The following is a 17,613-nucleotide window of genomic DNA, read 5'->3' as shown; positions in this document are numbered from 1 at the left end:
TCGCATTTCCGCTTTCGTCCCCGCACGATCGACTTCGCCGTTCAACTCCGCGTGAGCAATCATTGGCCGGGAATGCAAGCCGGACGTGCTTATGTCGGCGGTTCAACGCCGCCATGGATAAAAGTCGTCATAGTCGATGTCCTTGCAAGAGAGCACCGGGCAGGAACGACTGTCACTGGCGGGAACCCAGGCTGCGGCCGCATATTCGTTGAAATCGCAATAGCCGTCATGGGCGACGTAGCGGTCATAGAGCGGCAGGCTGGGATTGCGCGCGGAACGGTAGCGCAGGATCACCGCACCTTCGCTGCGCACGACAGCCTGGATTCGCGCGCAGGTCATGCTCTGCGAGTTGTAACGCGAGATGGCGTGCGCCGGCACGGAAGCCATGCAGAGCGCGAGCGCCAATGAAACGGTTGCCTTCATCTTACTCTCCGACGGCGACGGACCGGGAAACTAGCACAAACGGCTGCGCCGAGCGATCGTCATGGTTGCGCCAGGGCCACCATCCGCGCGTCGACCCTCTCTCGAACCGGGCCCGCTCCAGGCCCGACATGCGGATGGACGACTTCGTCGGAAGAACGACCCGATGCTCCGGAATCTTCCCGTCGGTACGATTTCGATCGATCTCGCGGACAATCTCATCCCCGTCGAAAACAATCCGAAACAATCTTTGTCCGGCAACGGGGGCTTGCCGTGAGCGACAGACGCCACTATATGGGGCGTGTTGATATTTCGGCCGATCGATATAGGACCGCGATCTCCTCGCGTTTGCTGACGTCAATCTCCAAAATCTCGATACACCCGGTCAGGCATTTTGCCGGACCACTACCACGTAGCAAACGACAGGAAGACAAAGATGGCAACCGGAACGGTCAAGTGGTTCAACAGCACCAAGGGTTTCGGCTTCATTCAGCCCGACAATGGCGGCCCGGACGTTTTCGTCCATATCTCGGCCGTGCAGCGCGCCGGCATGACTGACCTCGCCGAAGGCCAGAAGATCAATTTCGAGATCGAGCAGGACCGCCGCACCGGCAAGTCCGCTGCTGGATCTCTCAGCAAGGCAGGCTGATCCTCGCGGCGCGCTTTCGGCGAGGGCCGGAAGCGTGCGGCAAGTCACGGATGTACTGGCGGCCGCGCGTCGAGCGCGCCGGAACAGACGAGAGACCAGGGCCAAGACAGCGGATTGCTGCGGCCGGGTCGCTCCGGTTCCGGGATCAGGCTACCGAGCGGAAGGCGGGCATTGTCCCGCCTTTTTTGATTCCCAGGATCTCGATTGTCGGGGCGTTTCATCGGGCACGCAAGGCACGCGACGAAGCTCCGCGCCAGGCCTGTGTCTCCCAGGAGCGATGCGGCCGGGAACCGACAAGCGATCGAAGCATGCCGGCGCAGCCGCTTCTCCAGTTCCCCGAACCGATATCGCCTTCCGCCCGATGGTTCCGGATGATCAGGGCAGCCAGTCGATCGTCACATGGCCGGGGTCCGCCCGCACCCGATCGAGCCAGGCGCCGACCGAAGGATAGGCCGACAGATCGAAGCCGCCCTTCCCCGCCTCATGCGTATAGGCATAAAGCGCGATATCGGCGACGCTCATCGCATCGCCCGCGAAGAAGCTGTTTTCGGCGAGGTGTTTTTCCATCACGCCAAGGGCCCGGTTGCCGCGTTCCAGCGTCAGCGCCAGGCGTTCGGGCGTCGCGTCCCGGGCACGCTCGGGAAACGTTATCAGCGCCTTGCGAACTGCGATATAGGGCTCGTGGCTGTACTGTTCGAAGAACAGCCACTGATAGGCGAGCCCCCGGTCATAAGGGTCCTGCGGCAGCAGGCGGCTTCCCTCGGCGAGATAGAGCAGGATCGCGTTCGATTCGGCCAGCAGCCTCCCGTCTTCGAGTTCGAGCAGCGGCACCATGCCGTTGGGATTCTTGGCGAGATAGTCGGCGGTCCTGGTACTGCCGTCGCGCGAACTCACCGCCACGTGCCGGAAGGGCTGGCCGAGTTTGGCCATCAGCAAACGCGGCTTGTAGCAGTTGCCGCTCTCCACCATGCCGTAGATCGTCTTCATGGCCGTCCCTCCGGTTGCCGAGGCACTATCGCCTTCGGCGGCGCGGCGATCCAACGATTAGTTTTTCGAGATCTATCAACGCCGCTTATGCTTGTTGTTCTTGCCGAACAGCGGGACCACCTTGCCCGATGTCCTCAGCAGCTTCTCGATCAGGAGCGGCGTCTCGTCGAAGGTCGACCCGGCGAGCGCCGGCGTCGAAAGCAGCGGTCCCTGCAAGAGATCCGCGCCGCCATCCAGCGCAATGCGCAACTGCGCCGGCGTTTCGATGCCGCTGACGAGCACCTGTGAACCCAGTTGCCGGAAAGTCGCGGCGATCGGCCCGAAGAGGCGCACCGTGCCTTCGTCCTCGCACAGGCGATGGAACCACGCCTCGTCGATCGTCACGATATCGGGTTTCACGAGGCCGATGCGCTCGAGTGTGGCATGGCCCGAGCCGAAATCTCCGACGGCAATGCGCAGGCCGGCCCGCCGCAGGCCCGTGGCGAGATCGAGCAGCGCCTCCCGGTCGAGCCAGACGGCGTCGTTGATCTCGCAGATGAGGCGGGCCGGATCGAGATCGATCTCTTCGAGCCGGCCCGGAAGCAGGGCCATCGGTCCCGGCCACCGGTCGACGTCGCCATCGGGGATCGGATCGGAGGTGAACAGAAGGTCCATCTCCGGCAGGCCGATATTGCGATGGTTGCGCAGCGAAAGCGTGCGCCCCAGGCGGTCGACGAAGGATCGGTCGGCCCTTGAGACGTCGGCCATGAAGGACGGCCATTCGGCACGCTCCCCTTCGAGGAAGGCGATCTGCGTTCCCTCGACGGCCACCGGGCGAAGATGGGCGGCGTCCCGTCTGAAGATAGGCTGGTAGGCGCATTTCAGGCGGTAGTCGCCCATCACGCCGAACTCGATGCCGATCTCGTCCGTGACAATGGCATCGTTGACGCTGACCGGGCGGGAGGCCTGGGCGTTCATGGCCTGGCCCTCCTCCGCTCGACCGTCCGGATGACACGTGCATCGCCGGCGGTCTTCTTCTGTCGGGTATGGGCAGGCCCGTTGCTGTACGACACTACTTTCAACTCCGGGCAAGGTCAGGCTACCCGGACAGAAATACAGAGGTCATTTTGACCCGCCGTTAAGTAGATACTTCAAATGCGATACAACTGCTTTTTATGCGAGCGGCCCTGAGATCGGCTGCCGAAGCACGCGACCGCATAGTCCCGTTCCGGCGATCGGGCCGCACGGATGGATGCCTGTAGCATCAGAGAAAAATGGGCACCGCTTTCGAATCCGGTGCTCGACAGACCGCTAAAGTGCAGTACTACCAATTCCGTCGATGCTGCCGCTCTGTCTATGAAGGGGAAACTGGGTTCGTCATTACCCGTTCCTTCGGAGCGTCTACCGACTTGGGCAGCCCATTTGACGACAGGCCACCCGACACACGCTGTCAATTCATGGCAACTCAGATGAAATACCGTTCGGCGCACAGGGGGAATTTCGCCGTCGGCTGGCATATTGGCAGCCGTCCACGGGCGATGCGCCTGCAACGGAAGAGGGGTGCGGACCCTTTGCTTCCCGGCCCTCAAATCACCTGGAAATCGGCATTGGTGAGTGTCAGGTTCGGCGCAAGCGTCGCGAAATTGATCGCGCCTCCCGAAGCACTGCCGTTGCTGTCGTAGAACAGTTTGCCGGTGTCGGTCTCGAAGATGATGCGGTCATTGGCATCCATAGCGAGCCCGGTCGTATTCTTCACGAAAGCGCTTGCGGCGAGCGTGCCGGCGGCCAACCCCTTGAAGACGGCGTTCTCCAGCACGATCGTGTCCCGCGGCACCGAGAAGTCGGTGATGCGGTCGACATTGGCGGCCGAGAGCGCGGTATCGAAGCGGAAGCTGTCATTGCCGGTCCCGCCGGTCAGCACGTCCCTGCCGAGGCCGCCATTGAGCGTGTTGTTGCCCGCATTGCCGACGATGGTGTTGGCAAGGCCGTTGCCGGTGCCGTTGATGTTGGCGGTTCCCAGCAAGGTCAGCTTCTCGATCGTGGCATAGTTGGCGAGGCTGCGCGAAATGGTCGAGGTGATGGCGTCGAGCGTGCCGCCAATGTCGACCACGACATCGGCACCGTTGGCGAGCACGTAGGTGTCGTTGCCGTCTCCACCATCCAGCCTGTCGTTGCCGGAGCCACCATCGAGCACGTCGTCGCCGGAGCCGCCATTGAGCGTGTCATTGCCGCCATGCCCGAACAGCACATCCGTGCCGCCGTTCCCCGACACAATATTGGCGCCGTTGTTGCCGCTGATCGTCTGGTCGAATTCGTTCCCGGTGAGCCGGATCGCCGCAACAGCCGTCAATAGGGAAGTGGCGAGCCTCTCGATGCTCTGGCCGGCAGCGAGCGTGTAGCTGGCAGACGCCAGCACCGTGTCGGCACCTTGGCCGGGAGTGTCGAAAATTTTGTGCGTGAGGCCATGATGATGGAAAGGAGAGAATCATCACATGGCTATCGAGAAAGAACTGCTGGATCAGCTGCTTGCCGGTCGTGATCCGAGGGATTTGTTTGCCAAGGACGGTCTGCTCGACGACCTGAAGAAGGCGCTTTCGGAGCGCATTCTGAACGCCGAGCTCGACGAGCACCTGGCGGACGAAGGTGCCGACGGCAACGCCAATCGCCGCAACGGGCATTCGAAGAAGACGGTGCTGACGGGGACGTCACAGATGACGCTGGCGATCCCGCGCGACCGGGCCGGCACCTTTGATCCGAAGCTGGTCGCCAAGTACCAGCGGCGGTTTCCCGACTTCGACGACAAGATCATCTCGATGTATGCGCGCGGCATGACGGTGCGCGAGATCCGCGGCCATCTGGAGGAGCTCTACGGCATCGAGGTCTCGCCGGACCTGATCTCGGCGGTCACCGACGCGGTGCTGGAGGAGGTCGCCGAATGGCAGAACCGGCCGCTGGACGCGGTCTATCCCGTCGTCTTCTTCGATGCCATTCGGGTCAAGATCCGCGACGAGGGCTTCGTGCGCAACAAGGCGGTCTACATCGCGCTCGGCATCCTGCCCGACGGCACCAAGGAGGTCATGGGCATCTGGATCGAACAGACCGAGGGCGCCAAGTTCTGGCTGCGCGTCATGAACGAGTTGAAGAACCGCGGCGTCGGCGACGTCCTGATCGCCGTCGTCGACGGGCTGAAGGGCTTTCCCGAGGCGATCAACGCCGTCTTTCCCCAGACCGTGGTGCAGACCTGCATTGTGCACCTGATCCGCCATTCCCTGGAGTTCGTGTCGTGGAAGGACCGCAAGGCGGTCGTGCCGGCGCTCAGGGCGATCTACCGGGCCATGGACGCCGAGGCCGGCCTGCAGGCCCTGGAGGCGTTCGAGGCCGGTCACTGGGGCCAGCGCTACCCGGCGATCGCCCAGGGCTGGCGGCGCAATTGGCAACAGGTCATTCCGTTCTTTGCTTTCCCTGAGGGCGTGCGCCGCATCATCTACACCACAAACGCCATCGAGGCGCTCAACTCCAAGCTGCGGCGCGCCGTCCGAACCCGGGGCCATTTCCCCAATGACGACGCCGCCATGAAGCTGCTATATCTGGTTCTGAACCACGCGGCCGAGGAATGGAAACGACCGCCGCGCGAGTGGTTCGAGGCCAAGACCCAATTCGCCATTGTCTTCGGCGAACGGTTCGTCGGTCGGTGACGAAAACGGGCCTCGCGCACAGAATTCCTGACAGTCCCCCTTGGCCCGCCGTCTCGAACACTTTGTCTGCGGCATGGTCGACACGGAAGACATCGCTGCCGACCCCACCATGCATCTGATCGATCCCTGTGCCCCCGATCAGCGTATCGTCGCCGGCATAGCCGTAGAGCACATCGTTGCCGCCATTGCCGTTGAGAATGTTGCGGCCGTTGTTGCCGACGATTTTCTGGCCTAGCTCGTTGCCGGCAAGGTTGATCGCGCCGGTGGCGCCCAAATTGGTTGTGGCGATGGTCTCGACATGTTGCCCCGCCGCCAGCGTATGGCTGACCGAGCAGTAGGCCGTGTCGTTGCCCTGTCCCGCGGCTTCGAACACCTTGTCTGCGGCGTTGTCGACATAGATCCGGTCGTCACCCAAGCCGCCGGACATCTGGTCGGCGCCATAGCCGCCGACGATCAGATCGGCTCCATCTCCGCCGTAGAGCAGGTCGTAGCCGATCTCTCCGCTGATGATGTCGTTGCCGTTGTCGCCGTGGATGATGTCGTTTCCATCTCCACCTGTGATTCTATCGTTCCCATCTCCAGCATGGAACGCGGTTCGTGAAACCCACCGCACCAACGAATAGCTTGAATAATCGGGCAGTCGAACTACGTCGTTCCCATTCCCACTATCGTATACGTTTTCTCCAGCATCGGCCGCCTTCTTTTGCATTTCGGACGGATTGTCCAAATTTACGATATTGTCGAAGTATGAGAAAATCCCGGGTTTTAACATCACTCGATAATTGCCGTCGGGATCTGAATTATCCTCCAAGGGAATGTCATTTTGTCTTATTGTAACGCTAAGGCCCGCATCGAGGGTCATTCGATGATAGACGTCTCGACCCATCCTGAAAAGAAAGCTCCCGTATTGTAGAGACGAATTGTGAGATGAATCTGGATAGCCAATACCAGCAACGAACGCACCGAAGACGCCTATGTAGATGACATCATTGGCGACATAACCATAATTTGCCAAATTTATAGTGTAAGATGATCCTTTTGGATTGATCGGTATCATTTAAATCCCCCACAAACACTCATTCAATAAGGATTCCGATGCACAACTCAATCGCGCAAGAGGTTATTGAGCTACCGAAAAATTGACTTTCAATAGCACACAATACGAATTCACATTCTTGCTAGCGACGCTTGAGGATCGCAGTAGAGCTGGCGTTGTTACCTTGCCATTTGTAGGAGACAGTCCCGTCGTCGCGTGGGCGCAGCGTAACACGCGCACCCTCGGCGTGCTGGATCATCACTTTGGTTGAAGTCACCGACGATGATTTGATGTTTGCCGCGGAGCCGTTGGATGTCCAGCTTACCACTTTGCCGTTTGAAATCTTGATCACGGTCGTCCGACCATTGGCGGCCTTGCCACTCCAGGTTCCGTCCCACGAAAAGCCTGTGGCGAAAGCTTGTGATGCAAAGGAAGCGGACGCAAGAACCACCATGCAGGCGGCCAACATATCGCGGCGATTGGGCATTCTGGTATTCCCCCGGAGCTGAGTTCGAACAGGAGGCGCCATCGGGCCACCTCCAACTCGACGGATAGTTCTGCGCGCGAGAACGTCTTCACCAATTTGGGTGACCGGGAGCGAATTGGACGCCGCTTGATCGCCATTCAGGATGGGAGACGAGCACGAATGAGTCCGACGGCTTCTGCGCCAGGCCTCAAGACCTCGCCTTCATCCGATGGATCAACCAATCGGAGGAATTGTCGCAATGGCTGCGACGAAGTCGGTTTGCCGGTTCATCCCCGACTTTGCCAATATCGCCTTCACGTGGCTGCGGACAGTCTCGGGGCTCAATGACAAGTGAAGCGCGGTGCCGGCGACGTCGCTGCCGGCCGCGAGCGAGCGGGCCACCCGCGCCTCCGCCGGGGAAAGGTCGAAAAGACCTTGGATCGTTTCGGCAGACGGCACCTGCTTTCGGTCGACCGGTGTGATGATCAGGAAAGAGGCTGCTCGTACGAAGATATCGCGTGCATCCCCTTTGACGGGCACGAGATGCACCACAGCCGCGGGTGCGCCCTCCCTTTGCGGGAGGGGAAATGAACGGCTGGCAGTTGCCGTTGAAATCGGAGAAAGGCGCAATTGCGCGAGCGCATTGGTCAGGAATGCGTTGGCCGGCGCGTATGCAAAGCGCAAATGATCGAAGGCCGCCACGGAAACCTGTGGTGCAAGCCCCTCGAGAAGCGCATTGCTTGCAATCACCTTGCCGTCGTTCGTCAGCACGGCAGATGGCAGGCCGGTCATCTGCAGGGCTTCTACGGCTGCGTTGATGCGCTCGAACTCCAGCCGGCTCGACAACAGTGCGGCTCGGGCGAGGTGAGGACGCAGCAGGTCGAGGAATTCGATTCCTTGCCGACTGACGGGCCCGCTGTCGCGTTTCTTTTCGACGGAGAAGACAAGATTGTCGCCACTCGGAACGTGAATGGCGGTTGCTGCCCCGAAGCCGTAGCCGCATGGCTGCATGAGGTCCGTATAGATGGGAAACCGGTTGTATTCCTCCTCGGTGAACTGGTCGGCCTCGTTCAGGAAGCCATGATGCTGCGCGGACAGCAGCCGCTCGGCGCGTGGGTTCCGGCTGGTCCAATCCTCGGCGAGGATGCGCTCGATCATGTCCATTATGCCCTGGGACGCCCGCCACCGCGTCGAAGCCGCGCGCGAATTGAACAAGACGGTGCCTTCGGCGCCGATCGACCGCGCCATGTCATGCAGCACCGAGTCCCAGATATTCGGCAGGAAGGCGGCTTCGTAAATGCTGTCGATCAAAGCGGCAGGAGATGCAAAAGACATGATTGGCAAAAATCCGGCGTGAATAGCGCAACAAATTCAATGCCAAAAAGGCATAGGAAGCAAGCCACGCAAATCAATGCCCGCTGTCCCCCGGTCCGGGCGTTTTCGCCAGCAGCGCGCATCATGCATTCATGGGGGTCGAACGGACTGCAAACGGCGGCGTGATGAAGCCATCGCGCGAATTCATGGATCCGCCCTTGCGGTTTGCCGGCCTATCGGACAATAGAGCGCGGTTGCGTCCTCCTGGATGCACAAAGGACGCTCTCACGTCGACGCATCGCGCTTTCCGAGCATCGAATTGATCTCGGGCCGATGCGGTAGATGCCCGCCGATCAGCGGCTATGCCTATTGGAGACAGACTGCCATGGCCTTCCTTGCCGATGCCCTTTCCCGCGTTAAGCCTTCCGCGACGATCGCGGTCACCCAGAAGGCGCGCGAGATGAAAGCGAAAGGCCGCGACGTCATCAGCCTCGGCGCCGGCGAGCCCGATTTCGACACGCCCGACAATGTGAAGGAAGCCGCGATCGCCGCCATCAAGCGGGGCGAGACCAAGTACCCGCCGGTTTCCGGCATCGTGCCGTTGCGCGAGGCCATCGCGCAGAAGTTCAAGCGCGAGAACAATCTCGACTACCGGCCGGAGCAGACCATCGTCGGCACCGGCGGCAAGCAGATCCTGTTCAACGCCTTCATGGCGACCCTCAACCCCGGCGACGAGGTGGTCGTGCCGACCCCCTACTGGGTGAGCTATCCCGAGATGGTGGCGCTGTGCGGCGGCACCGCCGTTTTCGCCGAGACGACGATCGACAACGGCTTCAAGCTGAAGCCCGAAGCGCTCGAGAAGGCGATCACCCCGCGCACCAAATGGCTTGTGATGAACTCGCCCTCGAACCCATCGGGCGCGGCCTACACCGCCGAAGAGCTGAAGGCGATCGCCGACGTGCTGTTGAAGCATCCGCATGTCTGGATTCTGACCGACGACATGTATGAGCACCTCACCTATGGCGACTTCGTCTTCAAGACGATCGCCGAGGTCGAACCGGCGCTCTACGAGCGCACGCTCACCATGAACGGCGTGTCCAAGGCCTATGCCATGACCGGCTGGCGCATCGGCTATGCCGCCGGACCGGTCGCGCTGATCAAGGCGATGGACATGATCCAGGGCCAGCAGACGTCGGGCGCCTGCACCATCGCGCAGTGGGCTTCGGTGGAAGCGCTCAACGGCCCCCAGGACTTCGTCAGGAAAAACAAGGCGATCTTCCAGGGTCGCCGCGACCTCGTCGTGTCGATGCTCAACCAGGCGCGCGGCATTTCCTGCCCCTCGCCCGAAGGCGCCTTCTACGTCTACCCGTCCTGCGCCGGCCTGATCGGCAAGAAGACGCCTGCTGGCAAAGTCATCGCCAATGACGAGACTTTCGTCGGCGAGTTGCTCGAAGCCGAAGGCGTGGCGGTCGTCCATGGCTCGGCCTTCGGCCTTGGGCCTAACTTCCGCATCTCCTACGCGACCTCGGAAGCCCTGCTCGAAGAGGCCTGCAATCGCATCCAGCGTTTCACCGCTTCGCTGTCGTAAGGTTCATCAACGCCGGCGTTTCCCTCCTGCCTGACGATTTGGGAAACGCCGGCAGCGTCACGGCATTTTCTTCTTCCTCGCCTATTCGTTCGGTCTCGAGCATCGGAAACGCAACCAGGGGATACAGGATGAAGACGCTCTTTGCGGCAGTAGCCGCTACCTTTCTCGGAGTTCAGGGCACCGGCGCGATGGCCCAAGACAATCGCATCGATCTCGTCCGGCCCGATGCACCGGAGCTTGCCGCCTTCGGCCCGGAAGACATCGGCGTGCGAACGATTGAAATCGTCAATCCAGGCCAGGTAGATATTCTCAAGGTGGAGGCCGGAAAACCCCTGCCCCGCTACGATCGCAAGCTGACCCTAGAAGTCTGGTATCCGGCCGACGTTCCCGACGGCACCGCGGCGAGCGACTATACGGATGTCCTCCTGCGTGACGGCAAGACGAAGGTGACTTTGCACGGGAAGGCGCTTCGCGACGCCGAGCCGAAAAAGGGCAGCGCCTATCCGCTGGTCATCATGTCCCACGGCTATCCCGGCAACCGCTTCCTGCTTTCCCATCTCGGCGAGAATCTGGCTAGCAAAGGCTACGTGGTGGCCTCCATCGACCATGCCGAATCCACCTATGACGACCAGCAGAAATTCGGATCGACGCTGGTCAACCGGCCGCTCGACCAGAAATCCGTGCTGGAGGAGATGGCGCGGCTGTCGACGAAAGGCGGTCATTTCCTTTCAGGCCTTGTCGATACCTCTAAGACCGCGGTCATCGGCTATTCCATGGGAGGCTACGGAGCCGTGATCACGGCAGGCGGTGGCGTCACCAAGGCCGCCACCGATTTCACATGGGGCGCGCCGGAAGGTACGCTTGAAATTCATCTTGCCGGCTCGGAGAGCCACGAACAGCTGATCGATCCTCGCATCAAGGCCGTTGTTGCCTTCGCGCCCTGGGGGATGGAGCGCGGCTTCTGGGACGAGGCCGGGCTCGCCGGCGTGCGCAAGCCGATCTTCTTCGTTGCTGGAAGCGTCGACGACGTGTCGGGCTACGAGAACGGCGTGAAGACGATCTTCGAGCAGAGCGTCAATGCCGACCGCTATCTGCTGACCTTCGAGAACGCCAACCACAATGCCGCAGCACCGATTCCGGCTCCGGCCGAATCCTGGAGCAAGGTCGACACGCTCGATTTCGTCCCGTTCGACCATTACGCAGATCCGGTCTGGGATACGGCGCGGATGAACAACATCGCACAGCATTTCGTGACCGCCTTCCTCGGCAAGGAGCTGAAAGGCGATGCCGGCATGTCGCCTTACCTCTCGCTCGTGGAGAACGCCGACGACGGTGTCTGGGCGGCCAACGAGGATGGTTCCTTCAAACCGGAACACACCTACTGGAAAGGCTTCCAGAAGCGCACGGCCAAGGGCCTGAGCCTGATGCACGAGGATGCTGCCGCCAAGTGACGGTCGCCGCCGGCCTCGCCGGCAGCGATCCTCGTCATGAGAGCATGTCGAAGCTTGCTGTGGCGGCCTGACGGCAGATCAGTTTCATGGCCATCGAATTGCGGCCTTGCCCTTGGCCGAAAGGCATGTGACGATGACCATGACAGCGGCATGACAGCCCAGTCGCGCGACGGCCGGAGGAGGCCGGCCGCCGCCTCAACGACAACGTCACGAGGAGGAGGCAGCTCACCATGGGAAATCGCGCCGGAGGACGACTGTCGGGACCGAAATGCATCGCCATTGTCGGTCCCTTCGCCAGCGGAAAGACCTCTCTTCTTGAAGCCATCCTGGCGCGCACGGGAGCGATCCCGCGCCAGGCGGCCGTTTCGTCCGGCACCACCGTCGGCGACTATTCTCCCGAGGCCCGGGCCCACGTCATGAGCGTCGAGGCGACGGTCGCCACGACGGAATTCATGGGCGACAGCCTCACCTTCATCGATTGCCCGGGCTCGATCGAATTCTCCTTCGAGGCCGAACCCGTGCTGGCCGCCTGCGACCTGGCCGTGGTCGTGGCCGAGGCCGACGAGAAGAAGATCCCCGCCCTGCAGCTCATCCTGCGCAAGCTCGACGAACTCGGCGTGCCGCGGCTCCTCTTCCTCAACAAGGTCGACAGGACCGAGGCCGGCGTGCGCGACACGCTGAAGCTCTTGCAGCCGGCGAGCACGACGCGGCTGCTGCTGCGGCAGATCCCGTTGCGCAAGGACGGCATCATAATCGGTTCGATCGATCTCGCGCTGGAGCGTGCCTACATCTACCGCGAATATGCCGAGAGCGAGGTGACCGACATACCGAGCGACGAGAAGGCGCGCGAGATCGAAGCACGCTTCTCGATGCTGGAGACGCTGGCCGACCATGACGACCAGTTGATGGAGAACCTGCTCGAAGAGATCGAACCGCCCCGTGACCAGGTCTTCGACGACCTCTCGGCCGACCTGCGCGACGGCTCGGTGACGCCTGTGCTGATCGGCACGGCCGAGAAAGGCAACGGTGTCCTGCGTCTGCTCAAAGCCATCCGGCACGATGCGCCCGATATCGAGGCGACCCGGCAGCGATTGGGGGCGCCCGCCGACGGCACGGTCGTCCAGGTCATGAAGACCATCCACACTCCCCATGGCGGCAAGCTCTCGGTTTCGCGTATCCTTTCCGGCTCGGTCGCCGACGGCGCCGAGCTCTGGCTGTCGGACGGCCGGACGGCCAAGGTGTCCGGCATCTACAGGATGTTCGGCAAGGATCAGACCAAACTGGCCTCTGCCAAGGCCGGCGACACCGTCGCCCTCGGCAAGCTCGACGACGTCAAGACGGGCCAGACGCTGAGTACGACCAAGGGCGGGATTCCGGCGCTGATCGAGATCGAACCGCCGCAGCCCGTCTTTGCCTTCGCGCTGCGGCCGAAGGAGCGCAAGGACGAGGTCAAGCTATCGGCGGCCATGCAGCGCCTCGGCGAGGAGGACCCGTCGCTTCGCCTTCACCACGAACAGGATTCGTCGGAGACGATCCTTTCCGGCCATGGCGAGATGCATCTGCGCGTCATCGTGGAGCGGCTGGAGGGCAAGAACCAGATCCCGGTCGAGGGCCATCCGCCTGCGGTGCCCTATCGGGAGACCATCCGCAAATCGATCACCCAGCGCGGCCGCCACAAGAAGCAGTCCGGCGGACACGGCCAGTTCGGCGACGTGGTGCTCGACATCAAGCCGCTGCCGCGCGGCGCCGGCTTCGAGTTCACCGACACGATCACCGGCGGCGTCGTGCCCAAGCAGTACATTCCATCCGTCGAGGCCGGCGTGCGCGACTATCTGAAGTCGGGTCCGCTCGGCTTTCCGGTGGTCGATGTCGCAGTGAACCTGGCGGACGGCTCCTATCACACAGTCGATTCGTCCGATATGGCGTTCCAGATGGCGGCCAAGCTCGCCATGAAGGAGGGCATGGCCGCCTGCTCGCCGGTCCTGCTCGAGCCTATCATGAAGGTAGAGATATTCACCCCCTCGGATGCCACAGCCAGGATCACCGCGCTCGTGCCGCAACGGCGCGGCCAGATACTGGGCTACGACGCGCGACCGGGCTGGCCGGGTTGGGACGTTGTGGAGGCGACCATGCCGCAATCCCAGATCGGCAACCTCATCATCGAGCTGCGATCGGCGACGGCGGGTGTGGCTACCTATGTCGCCCGTTTCGACCATATGGCCGAACTGACGGGTCGCTTGGCTGACGAGGTGATGAACTCGGGCGGAAAGGCGGCCTGAAAAAAGCTTTCCGGACCGGGAAACAAAGGAGCTGCCGCACGCGTATGTGAAGAGAGGCGAGCTTGCCCTCGCCTCTGCACGGGACCAGTGTGTGGTCCGGATATGCGAGGCTTGCAGATGGTTTTTGTTCATCGCCGCCCGTCCTGGGCGCTTCCGGAAAGACTGGCGACACCGGAGGACGCGTTCCTCAATCGCCGAGTTCTGCTCAAGGCAATGGGTTTCGGGCTGATGGCCGCGGGCGCGCTCGGTGGCGGGCTCGGCGAAAGCCTGGCCGAAGCGGCCGACCCGACGGCGGATCTCTACCCGGCAAAGAAGAACGAAGCCTACAAGCTCGACCGCAGCGTGACGCCCGAGGAGATCAACGCCAACTACAACAATTTCTACGAATTCGGCACCTACAAGGAGATCGCCCAGGAGGCCCAGTCGCTGGTGATCCGTCCCTGGGAGATCGAGATCGGCGGGTTGGTCGATGCGCCGATGACCATCGCTTTCGACGATCTCGTCCGAAAGTTCCCCTTGGAGACACGGCTCTACCGTCACCGCTGCGTGGAGGCCTGGTCGATGACGATCCCGTGGGCCGGCTTTGCGCTCAACAAGCTGGTCGCTGCCGTGAAGCCTCAGTCCGGTGCAAAATACGTCCGCTTCGAGACCTTCCTCGATCCGTCCATGGCAAGCGGCCAGAACAGCTTCCTCTATCCCTGGCCCTATGTCGAGGGCGTGACCATCGAGGAGGCTGCAAACGACCTGGCCTTCATCGTGACCGGCGCCTACGACAAGCCGCTGCTCAAGCAGTTCGGTGCGCCGATCCGGCTGGCACTGCCGTGGAAATACGGTTTCAAGTCGATCAAGTCGATCCGCAAGATCGACTTCGTCGCCGAACGGCCCGTCGGTCTCTGGGAGGCGATCCAGCCCAGCGAATATGGATTCTGGGCCAATGTGAACCCCGAGGTTCCGCACCCCCGCTGGAGCCAGGCGAACGAGCGTGTCTTGCACACGGGGGAGGTCGTGCCGACACAGATCTTCAACGGCTACGGCGCCGAGGTCGCCAACCTCTACAAGGGCATGGATCCGGCGACGCTCTATATGTGACGGGCGCTGCGCCGGCTTCCGAAGTTCACGAAGGCATCCGTCAGAACTGTCGGAGCGACCCTCGCCTGTCCCCTTTGCTCATCCCCCGTCCCCCTTGCTCATCCAATGAGCGCATGCCCTTCAGATCGAGAAAAGCGGCGCCCGGGGGGAGGTCCGGACGCCGCTTCTGCGGACCGTTCCGCGGGAGGCGGTACGGCAGGTCCGCCGCGACGGGCCGGCGCCTGAGATCGCCGGCGAAACTGAACGGACGCGGCGCTTGCCTGAGCCCGGAACGTCCCGTGATGCCCCCATCACTTGATGTCCCCACCGCGTCCTGTTCGCATTGATATGACGCTGCCAACGGATTCGTCAGGTTACCGGAGGTTACATGTGACCGTTACGCGGGCTGGAAACGTCGGGTTTTCCACCGGCGACCGACAATTCCGACCCGATATCCGGCGGCATGGGGCCTTCTCGTACAGCCGAATGCTGCGCGATATTCCGGGTCCGCACTGTTGCTGACGACACCGATGTAACCTGCGTTACGTCCCTGGAGAACGTGCCGAGCAAGTCCGCGGAGAAGGACCTGAAAATGCTCCCGCTGCGAATAGCATCGAGGACGACGCCTGATGCGGGCTGTTTGTCGCTGCGCGCGGAAACAAAAAAAAGCCGGATCACGAAGACCCGGCCAGTTTGTTGGAAGTGCCTGTTAAAGCAAAACCTCCAGAGGGGAACACTCACCGGGCGCCAATGGGAGGAGAAACGCGCCCAGGAGATGGCGCTTATATGGGCGCGACCTGCCCGGAAAACAAGCATGGAAAATGCAGGGCTGCCATGCAGGTTCCGGCCTTCGACCTCGAGCGAAGCCACGATCTCGGGATCGCGTCATCGGTCAAAGCCCCGCAGGGCACCCGGCTCGATCGAAGCGACGGTGGGAGGTCAGGCGGGAACCGAACAAGAAAAAAGCCGGATCGAAACGATCCGGCTAAGTGATGGAAGTGCCTGTTGAGGCGAAACCTCCAGAGGGGAACACTCACCGGGGCGCCAATGGGAGGAGAAACGCGCCCGGGAGATGGCGCCCATATGGGCTCTACCTGCCCGGAAAACAAGCATCGAATTTGCAAGGCTGCCATGCATGCCGGCCGGCTCGTCGAGCCGGAAGGCTGTCGGCCAACGGCTCCGGAACGCAACGGCCGCTACGGCTCATCCGGCGGCCACGGCGGGCGGCATCGACGCGGAAATGGAGCACGGAGAGGCCCATCGGGCTGGGACCCCCGCAAGAAAAAAGCCGGATCGAAACGATCCGGCCAAGTGATTGGAAGCGCCTAAAAAGGCAAAACCTCCAGAGGGGAACACTCGTGGGCGCCAATGGGAGGAGGAACGCGCCCAGGAGATGATTGATATATGGGCGCAGCCCGCGCGAAAAACAAGCACAAGTCCGGAAAGATCTTTGTACCAACGTCGCAGCCCTGCTTCGCGCGCCGGCGGACGCACGACATAGCGCCGGGCGCCGGGCAAGGCCAGACGGATCGCAGATTGCTGGAGACAAAAAAGCCGGATCGAAATGATCCGGCTAAGTTTGATTGGAAGCGCCTGTTAAGGCAAAACCTCCAGAGGGGAACACTCGTGGGCGCTAATGGGAGGAGGAACGCGCCCAGGAGATGATTGTTATATGTGCTGCAATTGCTCAAGAAACAAGCATGGAGTTTGCAAAGCACCCATGCAAAAAGGCCAAGCCTGTGGCCCAACCCAAGGTCGAAGTCAATAAGACCAGTTGCGCGCCTTGGCGATCACGAAATCCCGAAAGACATGCAGCTTGGCCTGGTTCTTCATCGCGTCCGGATAGCAGAAATAGGTGTCGAAGGACGGCACCTCGGTTTCGGGCAGGAGTTGCACGAGACCGGCATCCTTGTCGACGACGTAGTCCGGCAGCATGGCGATGCCGGCGCCACGCTTCACCGCGCGCTTGATCGACAGGATGTCGTTGATCTGCAAAGTCGCGACACGCTTGCCGCCCTCGAAATCGCCGACCGTCTCCAGCCAGTTCAACTCGCTGAGATGGGTCGGCACCGGCACGCCGAAGGTGACGATCCGGTGGTTCTTGAGATCGGCGATCGAATTCGGCTTGCCGTGCTTGTTGATGTAGGACGGCGACGCATAGAGATGAAAATGCACGGTGAACAGCCGGCGCTGAATCAGGTCCGGCTGTTGCGGCTGCCGCAGACGTATGGCGCAATCGGCCTGTCGCATGGTGAGGTCCAGTTCCTCATTGGCGAGGATGAGCTGGATCTGCATATCCGGATAATGGTCGAGGAATTCGTGCAGTCGCTCCGTCAGCCAGCCTGCGCCGAGGCCGACAGTGGTGGTGACACGCAGGATGCCGGATGGCCGGTCCTTGGCCTCGGTCAAGCGGCTCTTGATGTTCTCGAGCTTCATCAGCACATCGTGCGCCGTGCGGAACAGCATCTCCCCCTGTTCCGTCAGCACCAGGCCCCGGGCATGGCGATGGAACAGCGGCACGCCGACATCCTGCTCGAGCGCGCTCACCTGCCGCGAGATCGCGGATTGCGAGAGCTTCAGGGTTTCGGCCGCATGCGTGAAGGAGCCAGCCTCCGCCGCTGCGTGAAACACGCGTAGCTTGTCCCAGTCCAACGCCATGTGTTCCCCTTGTCTTTGCAGGC

13 protein-coding genes and 1 pseudogene are annotated in these 17,613 nt (G+C 61.8%); 6 read left to right on the top strand and 8 right to left on the bottom strand.

All coding sequences use genetic code 11. The features are described 5' to 3' along the window. Window positions 1-102: 102 nt before the first annotated feature. Window positions 103-423, bottom strand: coding sequence for a hypothetical protein (locus JN280_RS17210; RefSeq protein WP_202313791.1), 321 nt, complete (start codon window positions 421-423; stop codon window positions 103-105). Window positions 424-856: 433 nt separating this feature from the next. Here JN280_RS17210 and JN280_RS17205 point away from each other — a divergent pair, with 433 nt between their 5' ends. Continuing rightward, window positions 857-1,069 carry a cold-shock protein gene (locus tag JN280_RS17205; protein WP_202313790.1) on the top strand — a complete coding sequence of 71 codons (213 nt, stop codon included), beginning with the start codon at window positions 857-859 and terminating at the stop codon, window positions 1,067-1,069. Between the two features lie 375 nt (window positions 1,070-1,444). Here the strand turns inward: JN280_RS17205 and JN280_RS17200 are convergent, their stop codons facing one another. From JN280_RS17200 to JN280_RS17190, 3 genes are all read right to left on the bottom strand, one after another. Beyond that, window positions 1,445-2,056 carry a glutathione S-transferase family protein gene (locus tag JN280_RS17200; RefSeq protein WP_202313789.1) on the bottom strand — a complete coding sequence of 204 codons (612 nt, stop codon included), beginning with the start codon at window positions 2,054-2,056 and terminating at the stop codon, window positions 1,445-1,447. 75 nt (window positions 2,057-2,131) lie between these two features. Further along, the gene (locus JN280_RS17195; RefSeq protein WP_202313788.1) at window positions 2,132-3,013 is read right to left on the bottom strand and encodes an EAL domain-containing protein; all 882 of its coding nucleotides are present in this window, start codon (window positions 3,011-3,013) and stop codon (window positions 2,132-2,134) included. Window positions 3,014-3,620: 607 nt separating this feature from the next. After that, window positions 3,621-4,451 carry a calcium-binding protein gene (locus tag JN280_RS17190; protein ID WP_202313787.1) on the bottom strand — a complete coding sequence of 277 codons (831 nt, stop codon included), beginning with the start codon at window positions 4,449-4,451 and terminating at the stop codon, window positions 3,621-3,623. Between the two features lie 76 nt (window positions 4,452-4,527). Here JN280_RS17190 and JN280_RS39470 point away from each other — a divergent pair, with 76 nt between their 5' ends. After that, entirely contained in the window at window positions 4,528-5,730 is a 1,203-nt protein-coding gene (locus JN280_RS39470; RefSeq protein ID WP_244743365.1) for an IS256 family transposase, read from the top strand. 97 nt (window positions 5,731-5,827) lie between these two features. Here JN280_RS39470 and JN280_RS39465 read toward each other — a convergent pair. The 3 genes and pseudogenes from JN280_RS39465 to JN280_RS17175 form a co-directional block, all read right to left on the bottom strand. Further along, a pseudogene (locus JN280_RS39465) lies at window positions 5,828-6,439 on the bottom strand (calcium-binding protein); the annotation flags it as partial. 469 nt (window positions 6,440-6,908) lie between these two features. Further along, a complete protein-coding gene (locus JN280_RS17180; RefSeq protein ID WP_202313785.1) occupies window positions 6,909-7,253 on the bottom strand; it encodes a hypothetical protein in 345 nt (114 codons plus the stop codon). Between the two features lie 213 nt (window positions 7,254-7,466). Beyond that, window positions 7,467-8,390, bottom strand: a complete 924-nt coding sequence (locus JN280_RS17175) for a helix-turn-helix transcriptional regulator (RefSeq protein ID WP_202313784.1) — start codon at window positions 8,388-8,390, stop codon at window positions 7,467-7,469. 541 nt (window positions 8,391-8,931) lie between these two features. On the opposite strand from JN280_RS17175, the gene JN280_RS17165 reads away from it, so the two are divergent. From JN280_RS17165 to msrP, 4 genes are all read left to right on the top strand, one after another. Beyond that, complete coding sequence (locus tag JN280_RS17165) at window positions 8,932-10,134, top strand: pyridoxal phosphate-dependent aminotransferase (RefSeq protein ID WP_202313780.1); 1,203 nt, start codon at window positions 8,932-8,934, stop codon at window positions 10,132-10,134. A gap of 128 nt (window positions 10,135-10,262) precedes the next feature. Next, window positions 10,263-11,585 (top strand): alpha/beta hydrolase family protein, encoded by a 1,323-nt coding sequence (locus JN280_RS17160; protein ID WP_202313779.1) that lies wholly within the window; start codon window positions 10,263-10,265, stop codon window positions 11,583-11,585. Window positions 11,586-11,815: 230 nt separating this feature from the next. Then, a complete protein-coding gene (locus JN280_RS17155; RefSeq protein WP_202313778.1) occupies window positions 11,816-13,864 on the top strand; it encodes an elongation factor G in 2,049 nt (682 codons plus the stop codon). A gap of 117 nt (window positions 13,865-13,981) precedes the next feature. Then, entirely contained in the window at window positions 13,982-14,953 is a 972-nt protein-coding gene (gene msrP / locus JN280_RS17150; RefSeq protein ID WP_202313777.1) for a protein-methionine-sulfoxide reductase catalytic subunit MsrP, read from the top strand. A gap of 1,740 nt (window positions 14,954-16,693) precedes the next feature. Here msrP and JN280_RS17145 read toward each other — a convergent pair. Next, entirely contained in the window at window positions 16,694-17,590 is an 897-nt protein-coding gene (locus JN280_RS17145; RefSeq protein WP_202313776.1) for a LysR family transcriptional regulator, read from the bottom strand. Window positions 17,591-17,613: the final 23 nt, after the last annotated feature.

The sequence above is a fragment of the Mesorhizobium sp. L-8-10 genome (assembly GCF_016756635.1).
Taxonomy (GTDB): Bacteria; Pseudomonadota; Alphaproteobacteria; order Rhizobiales; family Rhizobiaceae.
The sequence above is the reverse complement of the archived record's forward strand: the minus strand, read 5'-3'. Positions and strand labels throughout refer to the sequence as shown.